13 protein-coding genes are annotated in these 16,791 nt (G+C 59.7%); 2 read left to right on the plus strand and 11 right to left on the minus strand.

Translation table 11 applies throughout. The features are described from left to right. Positions 1-2: 2 nt before the first annotated feature. From L6D74_RS05490 to L6D74_RS05525, 8 genes are all read right to left on the minus strand, one after another. Complete coding sequence (locus tag L6D74_RS05490) at positions 3-1,352, minus strand: HlyD family type I secretion periplasmic adaptor subunit (protein ID WP_039768319.1); 1,350 nt, start codon at positions 1,350-1,352, stop codon at positions 3-5. After that, positions 1,349-3,136 (minus strand): type I secretion system permease/ATPase, encoded by a 1,788-nt coding sequence (locus L6D74_RS05495; RefSeq protein ID WP_064596529.1) that lies wholly within the window; start codon positions 3,134-3,136, stop codon positions 1,349-1,351. The genes L6D74_RS05490 and L6D74_RS05495 overlap by 4 nt, the downstream gene beginning before the upstream one ends. A 205-nt stretch (positions 3,137-3,341) precedes the next feature. Then, positions 3,342-3,770, minus strand: coding sequence for an AprI/Inh family metalloprotease inhibitor (locus tag L6D74_RS05500; protein ID WP_236188112.1), 429 nt, complete (start codon positions 3,768-3,770; stop codon positions 3,342-3,344). A 93-nt stretch (positions 3,771-3,863) separates the two neighbouring features. Continuing rightward, positions 3,864-5,330, minus strand: a complete 1,467-nt coding sequence (locus L6D74_RS05505; protein WP_236188120.1) for a serralysin family metalloprotease — start codon at positions 5,328-5,330, stop codon at positions 3,864-3,866. 388 nt (positions 5,331-5,718) lie between these two features. After that, complete coding sequence (locus L6D74_RS05510) at positions 5,719-6,804, minus strand: polyamine ABC transporter substrate-binding protein (protein WP_236188121.1); 1,086 nt, start codon at positions 6,802-6,804, stop codon at positions 5,719-5,721. Positions 6,805-6,860: 56 nt separating this feature from the next. After that, positions 6,861-7,205 carry a cupin domain-containing protein gene (locus L6D74_RS05515; RefSeq protein ID WP_064596520.1) on the minus strand — a complete coding sequence of 115 codons (345 nt, stop codon included), beginning with the start codon at positions 7,203-7,205 and terminating at the stop codon, positions 6,861-6,863. A 29-nt stretch (positions 7,206-7,234) separates the two neighbouring features. Beyond that, positions 7,235-8,641 carry an NAD(P)/FAD-dependent oxidoreductase gene (locus tag L6D74_RS05520; RefSeq protein WP_236188122.1) on the minus strand — a complete coding sequence of 469 codons (1,407 nt, stop codon included), beginning with the start codon at positions 8,639-8,641 and terminating at the stop codon, positions 7,235-7,237. A 51-nt stretch (positions 8,642-8,692) separates the two neighbouring features. Continuing rightward, positions 8,693-9,508 carry a helix-turn-helix domain-containing protein gene (locus L6D74_RS05525; RefSeq protein WP_085646534.1) on the minus strand — a complete coding sequence of 272 codons (816 nt, stop codon included), beginning with the start codon at positions 9,506-9,508 and terminating at the stop codon, positions 8,693-8,695. Between the two features lie 263 nt (positions 9,509-9,771). Here L6D74_RS05525 and L6D74_RS05530 point away from each other — a divergent pair, with 263 nt between their 5' ends. After that, positions 9,772-10,044 carry a DUF1652 domain-containing protein gene (locus tag L6D74_RS05530; protein ID WP_085610669.1) on the plus strand — a complete coding sequence of 91 codons (273 nt, stop codon included), beginning with the start codon at positions 9,772-9,774 and terminating at the stop codon, positions 10,042-10,044. 58 nt (positions 10,045-10,102) lie between these two features. On the opposite strand, the gene L6D74_RS05535 is transcribed toward L6D74_RS05530, so the two are convergent. Beyond that, positions 10,103-12,577, minus strand: a complete 2,475-nt coding sequence (locus tag L6D74_RS05535; protein ID WP_236188125.1) for a UvrD-helicase domain-containing protein — start codon at positions 12,575-12,577, stop codon at positions 10,103-10,105. A gap of 278 nt (positions 12,578-12,855) precedes the next feature. Between L6D74_RS05535 and L6D74_RS05540 the strand changes: the two genes are divergently transcribed. Further along, a complete protein-coding gene (locus L6D74_RS05540) occupies positions 12,856-13,551 on the plus strand; it encodes a pirin family protein (protein WP_085610260.1) in 696 nt (231 codons plus the stop codon). 61 nt (positions 13,552-13,612) lie between these two features. On the opposite strand, the gene pgm is transcribed toward L6D74_RS05540, so the two are convergent. After that, complete coding sequence (gene pgm, locus L6D74_RS05545; RefSeq protein ID WP_236188127.1) at positions 13,613-15,259, minus strand: phosphoglucomutase (alpha-D-glucose-1,6-bisphosphate-dependent); 1,647 nt, start codon at positions 15,257-15,259, stop codon at positions 13,613-13,615. Positions 15,260-15,335: 76 nt separating this feature from the next. Then, positions 15,336-16,766: an aminotransferase-like domain-containing protein gene (locus L6D74_RS05550; RefSeq protein WP_085610258.1), complete on the minus strand. Its 1,431-nt coding sequence runs from the start codon at positions 16,764-16,766 to the stop codon at positions 15,336-15,338. Between the last annotated feature and the right edge of the window lie 25 nt (positions 16,767-16,791).

The raw sequence follows: 16,791 nt of genomic DNA on the forward strand, positions 1-16,791 counted from the left end.
CCTTATTCTTCGGTCAACGCGGAACCGGCGCGGTCGAGCAGCGGCTTGAACAGGTAGTTGAGGAGCGAACGTTCGCCAGTGCGCACGAACATTTCCGCTGGCATGCCGGGTTTGATCACCAGGCCGTTGAGTTTTTCCATGGCCTGATCGCTGACGCTGCTGCGCAACACGTAGTACGGAACGCCGGTTTTCTCGTCGACCATCTGGTCGGCGGAAATCAGGCTGACTTCACCGGGCACCCGTGGCGTCTTGCTCTGGTTGAACGCGGTGAACAGGATGTCGACCGGCAAGTGGGTGCCGACCTTGTCGATCAGGTTGATCGGCAGGTGCCCTTCGACTTCCAGGCGCGTGCCTTGCGGGACGATTTCCAGCAGGGTTTCGCCCTGACGGACCACGGCGCCTTCGGTGTGCACACCGAGGTTGACGGCCACGCCATCAGCGGTGGCGAGGATTTCGCTGTGTTGCAGGTCGAAACCGGCGGAGGTCAGTTGCTCGGACAGGGTGACGCTTTTCAGTTGTGCGTCGGCCAGCTGGGTGCGGACCTCCTTCTGGTATTCCTCGCCGTGCTGTTGCAGTTTCAGCCGGGATTCAAGAATGCCCTGCTCCACCCGGCCGCTTTCACCGGTGTTCTCGGCCAATTGCTGCTGAACCTGCGACAGCTGACGCTGATATTCCATCAAGCGGTTGCGCGGTATGTAGCCGTTGTCGGCCAGCGGTTGCAGGTTGCTCAACTGCTGTTGCAGCGAATCGGCTTGCGCGTTTAGGTCAGTTCGGGCGCGGCGCATGCCCGCCAGCTGCGCGGTGGCGCCCTCGATGCTCGCGCGCAGGGCGGCCTGTTCGCGGGCAAACGCTTCGCGACGGCTGCTGAACAATTGCCGCTGACCTTCCAGCACCAGCGCCAGGCGCGGATCGGCGTTGTCGCTCAGCTCGGCCGGAAACGTCACTTGCTTGAGGTTGTCACGCTCGGCCTGCCAGCGCGCCAGGCTGGCCCAGGCCATGCGGTATTGCGCCTGAAGTGACTGCACGTCGGCGGCAACCTGGGTCTGGTCGAGGCGGAACAGTGGCTGGCCCTGCTTCACGATTTCGCCTTCACGCACCAGAATCCGGCTGACCACGCCGCTGCTCATCGACTGCACGGCCTTGCGCTTGCCCGACACCACCACGGTGCCCTGCACCGGAATGCCCTGATCCAGCGGCGCCAATGCCGCCCAGGTGAAGAAGCTGCCGGCGCCGACCAGCGCCAGAATCCAGCCCATGCGGGCGAAAAATCTGGCGTCGCGTTCCGGGCGCTCGGTGATGTAGTCGTGTTCCATCGTGGCTTCGTTTTGCGTGTTCATGCTTGCGCTGCTCATACACCCGAATTCCTTGTCGTCGGCTGATACTGGCGGCTCATGCTGAGCCCGGCCGGTGCTTGCGCAGGTTTTTCGTTTGGTTGTGGCGGGTTGCCGGGCTGGTTACCGGACAGTGCCTTGAGCACATCATGGCTCGGGCCGAAGGCCTGCAGACGGCCGTCGTTGAGTACCAGCAGCTTGTCGGCCTGAGCCAGTACCGAAGAACGGTGGGTGACCAGTACCACGGTGGTGCCCTGGGCCTTGAGCTGCACGATCGCGCTGGACAACGCGGCTTCGCCGACGGTGTCGAGGTTGGAATTCGGCTCATCCAGCACTACCAGGCTCGGGTTGCCGTACAGCGCACGGGCCAGTGCCACACGCTGTTTCTGGCCGCCGGACAAACCGCTGCCGTCCTCGCCCAATTGCGTGTCGTAGCCTTGTGGCATGCGCAGGATCAGTTCGTGCACGCCGGCCTGTTGCGCGGCAGCCACGACCTTTTGCGGATCGGCTTCACTGAAACGGGCAATGTTCTCGGCGATGCTGCCACTGAACAGCTCGATATCCTGCGGCAGATAGCCGATGTACGGGCCAAGCTGATCGCGGTTCCAGCGGTGAATGTCGGCGCCGTCCAGACGAACCGTGCCACCAAGGGCCGGCCATACGCCGACCAGCACACGCGCCAGGGTCGATTTTCCGGAACCGGAGGCACCGAGCACGCCCAGCACTTCACCGGCCGCCAGGTTGAAGTTGACCATGTGCAGGGTCGCGGAGCGTTGACCCGGAGGGCCGGCGCTGACTTGTTCAAAGGTGATCTGGCCTTTCGGCGCCGGCAGCGCCATGGCGTCATCGCTCGGCGGGAAAGCTTGCAGCAATGCATCGAGGCGACGATAAGCCAGCTTCGCCCCGCTCCACTGCTTCCACACGGCGATCAACTGGTCGATCGGGCTCAGTACCCGGCCCATCAGAATGGAGCCGGCGATCATCATCCCGGCGGTCATGTCACCCTTGATCACCAGCAGTGCGCCGAGGCCCAGCACCAGCGATTGCAGGCACAGACGCAAGGTTTTGCTCAGCGAGCTGATCACCGCGCCAGTGTCGCTGGCCTGATTCTGCAGGCCGAGGAAGCGCGAGTGCACCTGGAACCAGCGCTTGCGCAAGGCGCCCAGCATGCCCATGGCTTGAATGGTTTCGGCGTTGTGCAAGTGGCTGGTGGCCAACTGGCTGGATTTCTGCGAATAACCGGCGGCTTCGCCCAGCGGCTTCTTGGTCATGTATTCGTTCAGGCACGCCAGCGCGATCAGCAGCAGCGCTCCCGCTGTGGCCAGCACGCCGAGCCAGACGTTGAACAGGTAAATCACAAACAGATAAACCGGGAACCACGGCGCATCGAAGAACGCGAACAGCGCAGGCCCGGTGACGAATTGGCGAATGTGGGTCAGGTCGCCCAAGGACTGCCCGGCGTTACCCTCGCCCTTGAACAGGTTGCGTTCGAAAGCTGCCTGATAGACCCGCAGATTGAAACGGCGCTCGAGCTGGCTGCCGATGCGGATCACGATAAAGCTGCGCACCACTTCCAGCAGGCCGATAAACGCGAAGAAACCGACGACCATCAGCGACAGCATCGCCAGGGTAGTTTCGTTCTGCGAAGACAGCACCCGGTCGTAGACCTGGAGCATATATATGGAAGGCACCAGCATCAGCACGTTAATCAGTGCGGTAAAGCATCCGACGCTGATCAGAATGCTTTTATAGTCACCCAATGCCTTGAATAAGGGAGCGGTGGCTTGGGCCTTCGCCATCTTCATTGATTATTCCTGAAATGGTATTTCCCGCCCTGCTTGGCGAGACTTCAAATTAATTGCTCGCCATGAGAGCGAGACATACACCGCCAGCATTTGCTTACACTTCAATAACAACTTCCCCGATTAAAACCGGCCTCCGTGTTATTGCACTGCGGCTTATAACTGTAACGGGGTGCTTTATATTTAAACTGTCAGTCGGTTTTGGTCATCAAGGTTGCTGTACAGCACGCTTGAGTGTAATCACCAGGCCCGACTTCAAAGTGCTCAGATAAAGCCCATCACGTTGTCGGCTGAAAAACTGGATTCTTGAGCCTTCCTTGCCAGTGATCGACAGACCGTCAGGATCGGGGAACCAGCCGATGGCCGCGTCCTGCAACCACGCGCTCAGGCAATCGGCACCTTTGCCCAGCGTCTGGTTGGCTTCAAGGTCGATCAGGCAAGTGTTCGACGGTTTGTCCTGCAAAGCCTGGGCCTCTGGAGCGTCGTTGCGGTCGCTCAGGGTCGCTTGCCACTGCCCGGCAAATACCGATGGGTCTTCGAGTCTCAGGCTGCTTGCCATGGTTGTTTCTCCGGAAATCATCATCAGCATCGGCAACAGATACGCCGCCGCTTTGCGGGTAAAAGCGAATTGGATCATAGGAAATTTCACTCCGGCACGTAGCCTTGCTTACCGGTCACGGCGATGCAAGTGAAGAAAGCGGCGCATGACGCGCCGCTTTCCCGTGTTACATCACGCCACGATGTCGCTGGTGGCTGCCTGGCCAACGGTGCTGACCTGGAAATCAGCCACGCCGTGACCGGAGAAGTCCACTGACAGCAGGCTGTTGCCGCCCGAGGACGTCAGAACCGCATCACCCGCCGCGCCGGTGAAGGCGCTGACGAAGTGCAGGCCGGCGCCCTTGGTGATACCGGTCAGGTCGATTTTGTCGAGACCGCTGACGAAATCGAGGATCTGATCGATCGCCCCCGGCTTGGAGTCGGAGCTGGCTGCGAACACAAAGGTGTCCGAACCCGCGCCGCCCCACAGCTTGTCGGCGCCACCGCCACCCCAGATGATGTCGTTACCGGCACCGCCCTTGAGCTCGTTGGCCGCGCTGTTGCCGATCAGCAGGTCGTTGCCCGAACCGCCGATCGCGTTCTCGATGGTGACGCCCTTGGCGATGGACACGTTGCCCACCAGGCCGCCAACGTCGGAGAACGAGGCTTCATTGAGGTTGATCTTCTGGTTCTGGGTGAAGCCCGAGAAGTCGAAGGTGTCCTTGCCGCCCGCATCCCACACCGAAAACACCAGCTTGTCGGCCGACGACGAGGCGCTGAGGAAATCGCGACCGGCGTTGGAGTTGAAGCCGTAGGTGGTATCACCGGTTCGGGTGGTCATGTTGGCGCCGTAGAGCTTCTGGATCGCTGCGATGTCATCCATCAGCGGACCGGAGGAATAGGCTTCCACGCCGCCCTTGCTGAAGTTCTGGCTGGTGTTGCTTTCGCTCCAGTAGCTCATGACGCTGTAGCCGCGGGTGTCTTGCCCGTAGGTCGCGTCGTTGTAGGTCGGGTTACCGTTGCCGGCGTTGTAGTCGCCCGGGTGCGCCAGGCCAAGGGTGTGGCCGATTTCGTGGGTCAGGGTCTGACGGCCGTAGTTGTTCAGGTCCGGGGTCTTGTTCTGCGTGTAACCGCTGTTGATCAAGTACCACGAAGTGCCGTCGTAACCCGGACCGGTGCCCGGCAGGTAGGCGAACGCTGCTGCGCCGTCCACGCCACCGCTGTAGTTGGCGAAGGTCATGTGGCCATCACCGCCCGAGGCTTTCTCGGTGAAGGTGACGTTGGCCACGTCGGCCCAGGATTGCATGGCGAGCACGGCCTGGGCTTTCTGTTGGCTACTGAACTGACTGAACCCGGTGATCCCGTGCTTGTTCATCGTGCTGGACGATACCGAAGTCAGGAACGTGTAGGTAAGTTCGATCTTGCCGCTGCCATCCTTGTCCTGGTAGGCAGCGCCGTCGCGCAGCAACTGGGTTGCGGCCTGGTCGACGGAAAAGGAGGGTTTGCCATTGACCGTGAGGTTACCGCCACGATCGTACTGATGGCTGAAGCTATTGATCTGGTTATACGCCGTGCTGGTCGCTGCCAGAGGTTGCGGCGCCGCGTTCAGCTCAAAAGCCTGTTCGGCGGTATCAATAGCGTTAGCTTTTACTTTCGACATAAACACACTTCCTTGTTTAGCAATGGAACAGTTTTTGTCCGATAGCGACAACCTCTGGCGAGATTGTCCTATCACTCGCCCAATGAAGGCGTAAGAAACCTGACACAATTTGAAATCTGTCGTCTAGCATTTTTTCGAGATCAAATTGAACTGTTCCGGGAAACTCCCGTAAACAAAGCCCGTGCCGCCAAAAGAAGTTTGAAAGTGTGGTGAGGCTGCCTAATTGTCTGACGATTTCTTATTTAAATATTAAATATCGGTAAGTTGTTTTTTGTTAGCAGCGTCTCACTTTGCTGCACTTTACCGATGCAATGCCAGTGGTTTGATATCAAGTTGATCCAACAGAACATAGTCAGGCGAGGGCTGTGCCGCCCTCGCCTTTGTTCCTTCAGCTGCCGGTTCGAATCTTGTTCCACACCCGTGTCCGGATCCGGTCGATGTTCAGCGGCATCGCTTCCAGTGCGAACAGCTTGCCCATCATTTCCGGGCTCGGATAAACCTTGGTGTCGTTCTTGATCGCCGGGTCGATCAGGCTGTCGGCCTGTTCGTTGCCATTGGCGTAGTGCACGTAGTTGCTGATGCCGGCCATCACGTCGGGCTGCAGCAGGTAGTTCATGAACGCATAGCCGGCCTTCTCGTCCGGTGCGTCGGCGGGCATGGCGACCATGTCGAACCAGATGGCAGCGCCTTCCTTGGGAATTTCGTAGCCGATGTCGATGCCGTTCTTCGCCTCTTTGGCGCGGTTTTCCGCTTGCAGGATGTCGCCGGAGAAACCGACAGCCACGCAAATGTCACCGTTGGCCAGGTCGCTGGTGTATTTCGAGGAATGGAAGTAGCTGACATAAGGCCGCACTTTCATCAGCAGCGCTTCAGCTTTCTTGTAGTCCTCGGGATTCTTGCTGTGGTGCGGCAGCCCCAGGTAATTGAGCGCCGCCGGCAACAGTTCCGGGCCGTTGTCGAGGATTGCCACACCGCATTTCTGCAGTTTTTCCATGTATTCGGGTTTGAAGATCAGATCCCAGGAATCCACCGGCGCGTTGTCACCCAGCGCAGCCTTGACCTTGGCGATGTTGTAGCCGATGCCGGTGCTGCCCCACAGGTACGGAAAGCCGTGTTCGTTGCCCGGATCGTTGGTCTGCAAGGCCTTGAGCAACACCGGGTTGAGGTTCTTCCAGTTCGGCAACTGGCTCTTGTCGAGTTTCTTCAGCGCCCCGCCTTCGATCTGCCGCGCCATGAAGTGGTTGGACGGAAACACCACGTCGTAACCGGATTTGCCGGTCATCAACTTGCCGTCGAGGGTTTCGTTGCTGTCGTAGACGTCATAGGTGACGCCGATGCCGCTGGCCTTTTCGAAGTTCTTGGTGGTGTCCGGCGCGATGTAGTCGGACCAGTTGTAAACCTTGACCGTATCCGCCGCCTGAGCGAGGGAAACGGCGAGCATCAAGGGTGCGAGCGCGAGGGTCTTTCGGATCATGGATCGATTCCTGTATTGGCTATTGTTGTTGGCAGGCAATCAAAAGGATCAAAACGTCAGAAAATCAGGACATAGGTCTTGCGCACGGTTTCTTGGATATCCCAGATACCGAGCGTGTTGGCCGGCAACATCAGTGCGTCGCCACCTTGTATGTGCAGGGTTTCGCCGCCGTCGTCCGGGGTGAACGTGCAGCGACCGGAAATGAAATGGCAGAACTCCTGGGCAGTGATCTGCCGCCGCCAGCGACCTGGGGTGCATTCCCAGACGCCGGTTTCGACGCCGTCGTCGCGCTCGACGCTGGTGGTCGAGGCAATCGCTACCGGCGTGCCGAGCGGCACGGCCACCGGGTTGGACTCATCCAGTTGCAACGTGGCGGTGTTCTTGAATTGGGTGATGCTCATGGCGTTACCTGTCTGGTAGTAAACAACGTTTAGTGCATGAAACCTTCCATGAACCCGGCCACCTGGCTGGCAAGCTTGCGCCGCCAGGGCGCGGTCGCCGGGTTGGCCAGGGTCTGGTCTTCGTGGACGAAGCTTTTGATGATCGCGTTGTAGCCGAGCCAGCGGCACGGTTCCGGCTCCCAGGCGCGCAATGCGTGGATCCCGCCATCGGACAGCACCCATGGTTGATGCGTCAGCTCGGTGTCGCGCTCGAGAATCAGATCCGCAAGCGTCCGCCCGCCCAGATTGGAAGCGCCGACACCCTCCCCGCCATAGCCGCCGGACAGCGCGATGCCGTTGGCCCGATCGCAGAGCATGTGCGGTTTGAAATGCCGGGACATCCCGAGGTTGCCGCCCCAGGCGTGGGTGATCTGTACGTTTTTCAGTTGTGGGAACAGTTCGCCGAACAGGTAGCGGCGCAGCTCGACTTCATCGCGGGTCAGGTCGAAGTTATGCCGCAGTTGGCCGGCGAATTGATAACCGCCACGGGCGCCGAAGATCAGGCGGTTGTCGGCGCTACGCTGGCCGTAAGTGACCTGACGGCTGAACTCGCTGAAAGCCTGGCCCCGATTGAGGCCGATTGCATCCCAGGTCGCAGCGGGCAACGGCTCGGTGGCGACGATCAGGCTTTGCACCGGTAATTGATAACGGCCCAGCGGTGGCAGTGTGACGGAATAACCTTCGATGGCCGGGACGATCCAGCGGCCGCGCACACTGGCCTTGTCGGTGCGCAGGCTGCCGGACTGCCAATGGGTCACCGGGCTGTTTTCGTAAATCTTCACCCCCAGGTCTTCGACGGCTCGCGCCAGACCGCGCACCAGTTTCGCCGGGTGAATGGTCGCCACATGCGGGGCGAAGATGGCGCCGTAGGGCTTGGCGATGCGCAGCTGCTGCGCCAGTTGTTCGGGGCTGAGCCAACGGTAATCGTCGTCGGTCAGGCCCTGGGCGTGGAGCTTTTTCAGGTAGTCGCGAAGATTGGCTTCCTGCTCGGGATAGCGCGCGGCGCAATACAGCACTCCGCCCTTACGGTAGTCGCAGTCGATGCCTTCGCGTTCCAGGACGATTTCTACTTCATCGGGAATGCTGTGCAACAGGTCGAACGAAGCGCGGCGTTGTTGCGGTGACAGGCCCGCCAGCAAACGATCCTCGCCCAGCAGATTGCCCATCAACCAGCCGCCGTTGCGACCGGACGCGCCGAACCCGGCGGTTTGCGCTTCGATGATGGCAATGTTCAGGCTCGGCGCCTGTTGTTTCAGGTAGTACGCAGTCCACAGTCCGGTGTAACCGGCGCCGATGATCGCCACGTCGACATCCAGGTCCTGCGCAAGCGACGGGCGCGCGGTCAGCGGCTCGTCGAGTTGGTCCATCCACAAACTGATAGTGCGCCACGCCGGCATGCAAGACTCCGCCAATCCAGGTTTCGATGGCGTCGATCCTAGTGGCTGGACTCAGGGATTGTCTTGCGCGCGTGTCCGCAAAGAAATTTGCTTCGCATAAGCTTTCGGCGACTGCCCGGTGTGCTGGCGAAAGCAGCTATAGAAAGCCGACAGTGAATTGAACCCCGCGGCAAACGCCAGTTCGTCGATACGCAGTGGCGGCGTAGCGTTGTCCAGTGACTGCAATAGATGTTGCAGACGCGCCTGATTGACGTAGCGGTAGAAGCTTTGCCCCAGCACCTGATTCAGCAAATAGGAAATCTGGTTGCGGCTGTACCCGCACTCCTTCGCCACCCGTTGCAGGTCGAGCTCCGGATCGAGATACGGTTGCTGGCGCTGGAAATACTGCTGCAAGTCATCGGCCATGAAGCTCAACTGGCGCGGCGACAGGCCCAGGCGACTCACCGCCGGACGCTGGCGGGTTGTCGTCGGACTTTCAGCCTGTTCGCGCACCAACGATGCATATTCGTTGACCCGCCAGATCCGCCCGTCCTTGACCGTGATCGCTTCACTGGAACGAAACGACACCAGTCCGTTACCGCCGCGTAACGTCACTTCGTATTGAATGAAGGCGGTGTTGCCGTCGATACGGATGCGGTCGCAATGCTCCAGCGCTTCGTCGGACTCGCGCGGCATGCTGACCCGAACGTACTCGCGCAACTCGTCGAGGCCGAGCACGCGGTTCTGGAAGAAATCGTTGTACTGGATGTCCGGGTGGTACAGCGCCATCACGCCATCCAGGTCCCGGTGTTTCCAGCACAGGTGATAGCGCATGACCGTCTCGGCCGTAGCCTGGCTCTGATCCGGGCCGTCATCATCGGCGTGCATAAGAGACTCTTGGAAAAAGAACCGAGCTTGCCCAACTTCCGGCGCTGCTTCAACAACCGGTGGTGATGGCATTTTGGCGACGATTGGGGTGGACCGTGACTTACATCAAAAGAATCCTCGCAATCGCTAAATGAACTGAAAATTCTCACAGGAATTTCACATTCAGATGCTACTTTTAAAGGCAGTCACCGGTTGAGCCAATGAAGGCTCTTCCCACCTACCATGAGCAAACGGAAGCGCTCGATGAAGAAGGCGGGCAACACATGATCAAAGGGTCAAGCAAAGTCACGTTCCCCAATGCCTGCCAGCTGATGCGCTGGCATTTTCATCCCATGGGTTTCGAGGCGACCATGGATGCGCCTGGCAGTCTGGTCGCTCGCCTGTTCGATCGGGCCAGCGGCGAAACCCTGATTGCCATCGCCGGCATCCCCTGTGCCACGGTGATGAATGCGGCGGATGTGGAGCGAATAATCGAAGCGGTCGAGGATGAGCTGGAGGCTTTCATTCCTCCGGAATCTCTCAAGAGTTATGCGTAACTGGCTGATTTAGAATAAAAAAGCCCGCTTTGTGCGGGCTTTTTCATGGGCATTGGATTCAGGCCATTTTCTTTTCCGGACGATGATCGACGAAGAACGGTTTGCCTTTGGCGACCCGGTCCGAGGCCCGAGGCATGTTGACCGCCTGAGTGTCCTGCGGCTCGACATACCAGTAGCAATGGCTGACTGCACGGGTGATACCGACGTAGGCCAGGCGCAGGATTTCGTCTTTTTGCGCGCTGTCGTACGGCTCGCTGTCGCCGGCCTTGCCCAGTCCGGCCATGCGATACACCTGATTCTTGTACGGCGAACTGGTCAAGTGCTGGCAATCGCCCAACAGAAAAACCGCGTCGGCCTGCAGACCTTTGGCGCTGTGATAGGTCAGTTGTTTCAGGCGCCGGGAGTCGTACGGCAAGCTCGAATCAACATTAACTACTGACTGAATATGATGTTCTATCAGTAACTTATCGCTGCTTTTTCGATAAAGCATCAGGATTGAATCGCCCTTTCTATAGTGTTCCGCCAGGCGCTCGCCGAGCGCCTGATCGTCGCGCTCCAGCACATTGACTGGCTGCAACGGCCTCTCCTCGCCGCTGGCCTTGGCCTTCTTGCCCGGGATCGCCGGCGCTGCCCGAACGATGTGTTCTGCCGCGTCGATGATGTGCTGATGGCTGCGATAGTTGTCGCTGAGCATCACCCGCGTCGTGCTCGGCGACGGGAATTCCTTGTTGAACTCCATGAAATAGCTCGGCGAACTGCCGCGCCAACCGTAGATCGATTGCCAGTCATCGCCCACGCAAAGCAGCGACGATCGCTGCGCACCTCGTCCGACGTGCATGGCCGGGCCGCGACTGCGGATTTCCGAGAGGCTGGCGCGGATCCACGAGACGATCTGCGGTGAAACGTCCTGAAACTCATCGATCATCAGGTGCGACATTGGCCGCAGCAGTTCATCGCTGAGCAATTTGAAGTTTTCCGGTGAGTGCTCGCTGAACAGGGCAAACATCCGGTTGTAGGTCATGACCGGCGGCTTCTGATCCAGCAAGTGATCTTCCAGCGCTCGCCAGAACAGGCTTAAAGCTTCGAAGAAAAACCGGTCCGGATCGTCCTTGGCGAAATTCATGCGGCCAACGGCGTCCGGAACATCCAGGCCCAGGTTCTCGATGAAGCCTGCGGCAGCGACAAAACAATCGAGCAACGGCGCGGATGCCAGCTCGCCTTTGACCTTGTAATCGAAGCCCGGGCCGGCGCTGGCATCGCCCGCCAGCGTGGCCAATACACGTCTGGATGATTCGTAACTATCAAGCCATATCAACGGCTTACGGCAGAAAGCTTGAAACAGGGTGCGCTTGACTGCCCACTCTGCACGAACCGTCAGCTTGGCGTTGGGACGGCAAACCTGCGAGTTTTCCCGTGGGTCGAAACCCAATACGACCCAGGCGTCCAGGCTCGGAATGTAGCCGTGGCAATGGAACGATGCGCCATTGATTTCGAATGTCTGGCGGCTCGGTTCGATGCCCTTGATCGGCCAGGCGCCCGCGCGCAGCCACATGTCTTCGATCATGTCGCACAGCTCTTCATCGCGACGGGCCGCCAGTTCTGTCACAGCGACGCGTTTTTGCACGTCCGGGTGATCGCGTTCCAGCTCTTTAAGCTGCAAGGCGTGCAGGGACAGCGGCTGGATCAGTTGCGCAAAGCGCGGATCTTCTTTGTAGAGACGGTGGTAACAGGCGTTGAGCTGCTGACGCTGCGCGTCGTTGATGCGCAGATCGAACGGATTGCTGTCGACGTCTTCATCTGCACCCGGCGCGCGGTGGCTGAGGTTTTCGAATGCCTGCAAGCGCTCGAATCCGGGCAGACTGCGAACCATCGGCAAGATCCGCGAGTGGAAAGTGCGCACCAGATCCTTCGCAGCTTTCTGACTGAGTGCCCGGTCCCATAACGCAAACAGTTCGATCAGTTTGCTGATGAAATCCTTGCGCGACTCGCGGGTGAAGGTCACCACGGTCATCGAATCGAGCTCGAAGCCCAGGTAGTGAGTCAGCAGCAGGATCCGCAACACCAGCGTGGTCGACTTCCCGGCTCCGGCCCCGGCAATCACTGATGTTGACGGCGTATCGCTGAAAATCATCTTCCATTGCGCCGCGCTCGGCTGGGCGTGCGCAGGCAGCAGACGCGCGACGTCGGCTTTCATGCGCTTCTTCAGTTCTGCGCTGAGCGGCAGGCGCCAGTCGTCGAACAGGTGATTGTCGATGCCCGGCGGGCGATGCTCGGTATTGCGGCTGTCGCGGATCAACAAGACCTGGCGCCCCTCTTCCAGCCCGTCAGCCTTGCCTTCCTTGTACCCGTAATCCACGCCGGCGGTATGTCCGCTGCGAAAGCCGTCAGCCTGGCCGTGCAGCCACGAGGCACGGTGTTGGGCGCGTAGTTGCGTCAGACCGTGGCCAAGTAAACGCGCCGCCAGGCGTTTGAACCAGGGCATCTCGGCCAAGGGACGAAGTTCGGGAGGAAGATCGGGGGTGTGCTGCGCCACGCTGACGGACTCCGGATGTGAGGCTGTTGAGGACTATGGTGTCTGCATTTGCTTTTTTGTTCTAGCGAAATGCTTACAGGTCATTGGCTTAGCTGATCAATTGAAGGTGAGATGAGACGGTTTCGAGCTTTTTAAAAATCAATTTATTCGATTGGAATGACGCACTTTTTACGCTTTTTCTCGATGATTGACTGATAGAAGATGGCTGCCATCAATCACCGGTCTCGCTTCGTGGCTCAGGCATCACGCCCCATGACGAACCTTTTGAGGAGACGATCATGCTTGAACTCAGACCTTTCAGCTCGCTGGGCGGCGCCCATCACGGCTGGTTGGATGCCCATCACCATTTTTCGTTCGCCGAGTACTACGATCCACAACGCATGAGCTGGGGCAACCTGCGTGTATGGAACGACGACATCATTGCCGCCGGCACGGGCTTCCCTACCCACCCGCACCGTGACATGGAAATCATCACTTATGTGCGTGAAGGTGCGATCAGCCACCAGGACAACCTGGGCAACAAGGGCCGCACCGAGGCTGGCGACGTGCAAGTGATGAGCGCCGGCACCGGGATCGCCCACAGCGAATACAACCTGGAGGCCACGGACACCAAGATTTTCCAGATCTGGATTCTGCCGACCGAAACCGGCGCACCACCGTCATGGGGCGCCAAACCGTTCCCGAAAGGCGACCGCGAAGGTTTCGTAACCCTCGCCAGCGGCAAGACTGGCGACGATCAGAGCCTGCGCATCCGCGCCGACGCACGCCTGGTGGCGGCCAATATCAAGGCCGGGGAGACTGCTGAATATCGCCTCGATGCAGGACGTCGCGCGTATCTGGTTCCGGCGACGGGCGTCATTGAAGTCAACGGCTTGCGCGCACAAGCTCGAGACGGTGTGGCGGTGGCTGATGAACAAGTGCTGACCGTCACGGCGCTGGAAGACAGCGAGATCGTGTTGGTGGATCTGGCCTGAACGGCGAATCGCGGGCACAAAAAAGGGCGACCTCAGGGTCGCCCTTTTCCGTTGTCTGGATTTACTGGGTGCTGATCGCACCGTCTACCAGAGTTTGCGCTTCAGCCACCAACTGCTTGAGGTGGTCGTCGCCGATGAAGCTTTCGGCGTAGATCTTGTAGATATCTTCAGTGCCCGACGGACGTGCGGCAAACCAGCCGTTTTCGGTCATCACTTTCAGGCCTCCGATGGCCTGATCGTTACCCGGAGCCTTGCTGAGAATGCTCTGGATCTTCTCGCCCGCCAGTTCGGTCGAGGTGACCTGCTCCGGCGACAGCTTGCTCAGCAGGGCCTTCTGCTCCGGGTTGGCCTTGGCATCGACTCGCACCGAGAACGGTTCGCCCAGCTCGTCGGTCAGCGCACGGTAGGCCTGGCTTGGGTCGCGGCCGGTGCGGGCAGTCATTTCAGCGGCCAGCAGGGCTGGAATCAGGCCGTCCTTGTCGGTGCTCCAGACACCGCCGTCCTTGCGCAGGAACGAGGCGCCAGCGCTTTCTTCGCCGCCAAACCCCAGCGAACCGTCGAACAGACCGTCAGCGAACCATTTGAAACCGACCGGCACTTCGTACAGGCGACGGCCCAGACGCTTGGTCACGCGATCGATCAGGCCGCTGCTGACCACGGTTTTACCCACGGCCGCGTCGGCACGCCATTGCGGACGGTTCTGGAACAGGTAGTCAATCGACACCGCCAGATAATTGTTCGGTGCCAGCAGGCCGCCGGACGGTGTGACAATGCCGTGACGGTCGTGATCCGGGTCGCAGGCGAAGGCCACGTCAAAGCGTTCCTTCAGACCGATCAGGCCTTGCATGGCATGGCTGGACGATGGGTCCATGCGGATCTGACCGTCCCAGTCGACGGTCATGAAGCGGAACGTCGAATCGACTTCCTTGTTCACCACCTCCAGGTCCAGACGATAGTGCTCGGCAATCGCCGACCAGTAGCGCACCCCTGCTCCGCCCAGCGGATCGACGCCCAAGCGCAGTTTGGCGCCGCGAATGGCATCGAAGTCGATGACGTTGATCAGGTCGGCCACGTAGGTGTTGACGTAGTCGTGACGGTGGGTGGTTGCGGCCTTGAGCGCCTGCTCGTAGCTGATGCGTTTGACGCCTGCCAGTTTATTGGCCAGCAGTTCGTTGGCCTTGGCTTCGATCCACTTGGTGATGTGGGTATCGGCCGGGCCACCGTTGGTTGGGTTGTACTTGTAGCCGCCGCTTTGTGGCGGGTTGTGCGACGGGGTGATGACGATGCCGTCGGCAAGACCCGTGGTGCGACCACGGTTGTAGCAAAGAATGGCGTGAGAAACCGCCGGGGTCGGCGTGTATTCATCACCTTCGGCGATCATTACGGTCACGCCGTTTGCCGCCAGTACTTCCAGGGCGCTCGCCCCGGCCGGGGTCGACAGCGCATGCGTGTCGATGCCGACGAACAGCGGCCCGGTGATGCCCTGGGCTTCGCGATACAGGCAGATCGCCTGGCTGATGGCCAGAACGTGCCACTCGTTGAAACTCAAATCAAAGGAACTGCCCCGGTGCCCGGAGGTGCCGAACGCCACGCGCTGGGTGGAAACCGAGGCGTCGGGTTGACCGGTGTAATACGCCGTAACCAGTCGCGGGATGTCGACCAACAGTTCTGCCGGTGCCGGTTTGCCCGCAAAAGGACTGAGTGTCATGCAAAACCTCTGAAATAGAGTGGTTCAAGAAATTACAAGGGAGTTTACTGGCAGTTTGTCCGGAGTGCGATGGGGTCTATTGCACACAGGCCGGGTGTTTTCGAACATCCGCCCGCGGAGCCAGTCGTAACGCATCCCCAAGCAATCCGACAAGTCTTAACAACTCGAGTTCGGCGCTGCCGGTCACACTCAGACGCAGGTTCTGCGCGTGCAGCCCCTGGAGGCTGAACAGCTCTCCGGGTGCAATCAGCACGTGTTGTTTAAGTAACCGCTGAAACACGGCATCCATGGTGATCGGGCGCGCAGAATGCAGCCAGATCGTTGCACCGCCCCGGGGTTCGATGATCTGCACAACGTCGCCGAGGCGTTCATGTATCAGCTCGATCCATCGCGTCCGACGCTCCCTGAGTATGCGCTTGAGCACCGGCAAGTGCTGGTCGACCCGCCCGCTTCCATAGAGTCGGGCGATGGCCTTTTGCCGGATCGGTGAAAGGCGAAACGAACGCAACAGGAAGTGACGCTGCAAATCGGCGCGCCATTGTCGCGACAGGACAAACCCATAGGGGGCTTCAACCCCGATGATTTTTTCGAACATGGAAAAGATCAACAGCCGGTCGGGATCCACCAGCTCGCGCAGTGGCTCACCGTCATCGTCGTCCAGCAACTCGCCATGACAATCGTTCTCCAAAACCCAGGTGCCATGATTCGCGAGAAGTTGTGCGACGGCCTGGCGACTGTCCGGAGGGTGACGGCTGCCGTGGGGCATGTTCAGTTTCGAGGACAACAGGATCAGCCGCACCCGCTCGGTTTCGAGCAGCCTCTGCAGTGTCTGCAGATCGAGCGCCCCGTCTGGCTGAATCGGCAGTTCAATGACCCGGACTTCGGCAGACTCAAGCAAGCGCAGGATCATCCAGTCACACGGCGACTCGACGACTACGGTTGAGTGGCGCAGCCCGAGAACTGCGATCAGGATTTCCAGCACCCCTCTCAGATCGGCACCGATATAGACATCTTCGGCGTGCCAGCAATGTGTCGCCGACGAGGTGTAGCGGGCCGCCAGCAACGTGCGCAGCTCCAATTCACCGCAAGGCTGGGCGGGCGTCTGCAAGTGCTGGGGATACTGACGCAGCAGCTCTCGCTCGAGCGTCAGCAAGGGACGATCCAGGGGCTGAACCAACGCCGGCTCATCGGCACTCAGTACCTGCATGCCAGCGCATCTGGCATTGACGTAGACGGTTTCCAGCAAATCACTGCCGCGTCCTGGCGGCATGACCGTCGATGTCGCCTGTGCAAAGTATCCGGACTTGGCCACGGAGTAGACCCGCCCTTCTCTCTCCAGCAGCGCGTAGGCGTACTGAACGGTCGAGATCGATACGTTCAACCGTTCGGCCAATTGCCTCAACGATGGCAATCGAATGGCTCCCTGATTGCCCGGTTCGCTGATCAGTTGGGTCAGGTAGCGGTAGACCGCCTGATAGGCAAAATCGGAGGTTTGCGACTCATTCATGAGCCGGTGCCCGTAGATACTTCCC

The organism is Pseudomonas pharyngis (assembly GCF_021602345.1).
Lineage (GTDB): Bacteria > Pseudomonadota > Gammaproteobacteria > Pseudomonadales > Pseudomonadaceae > Aquipseudomonas > Aquipseudomonas pharyngis.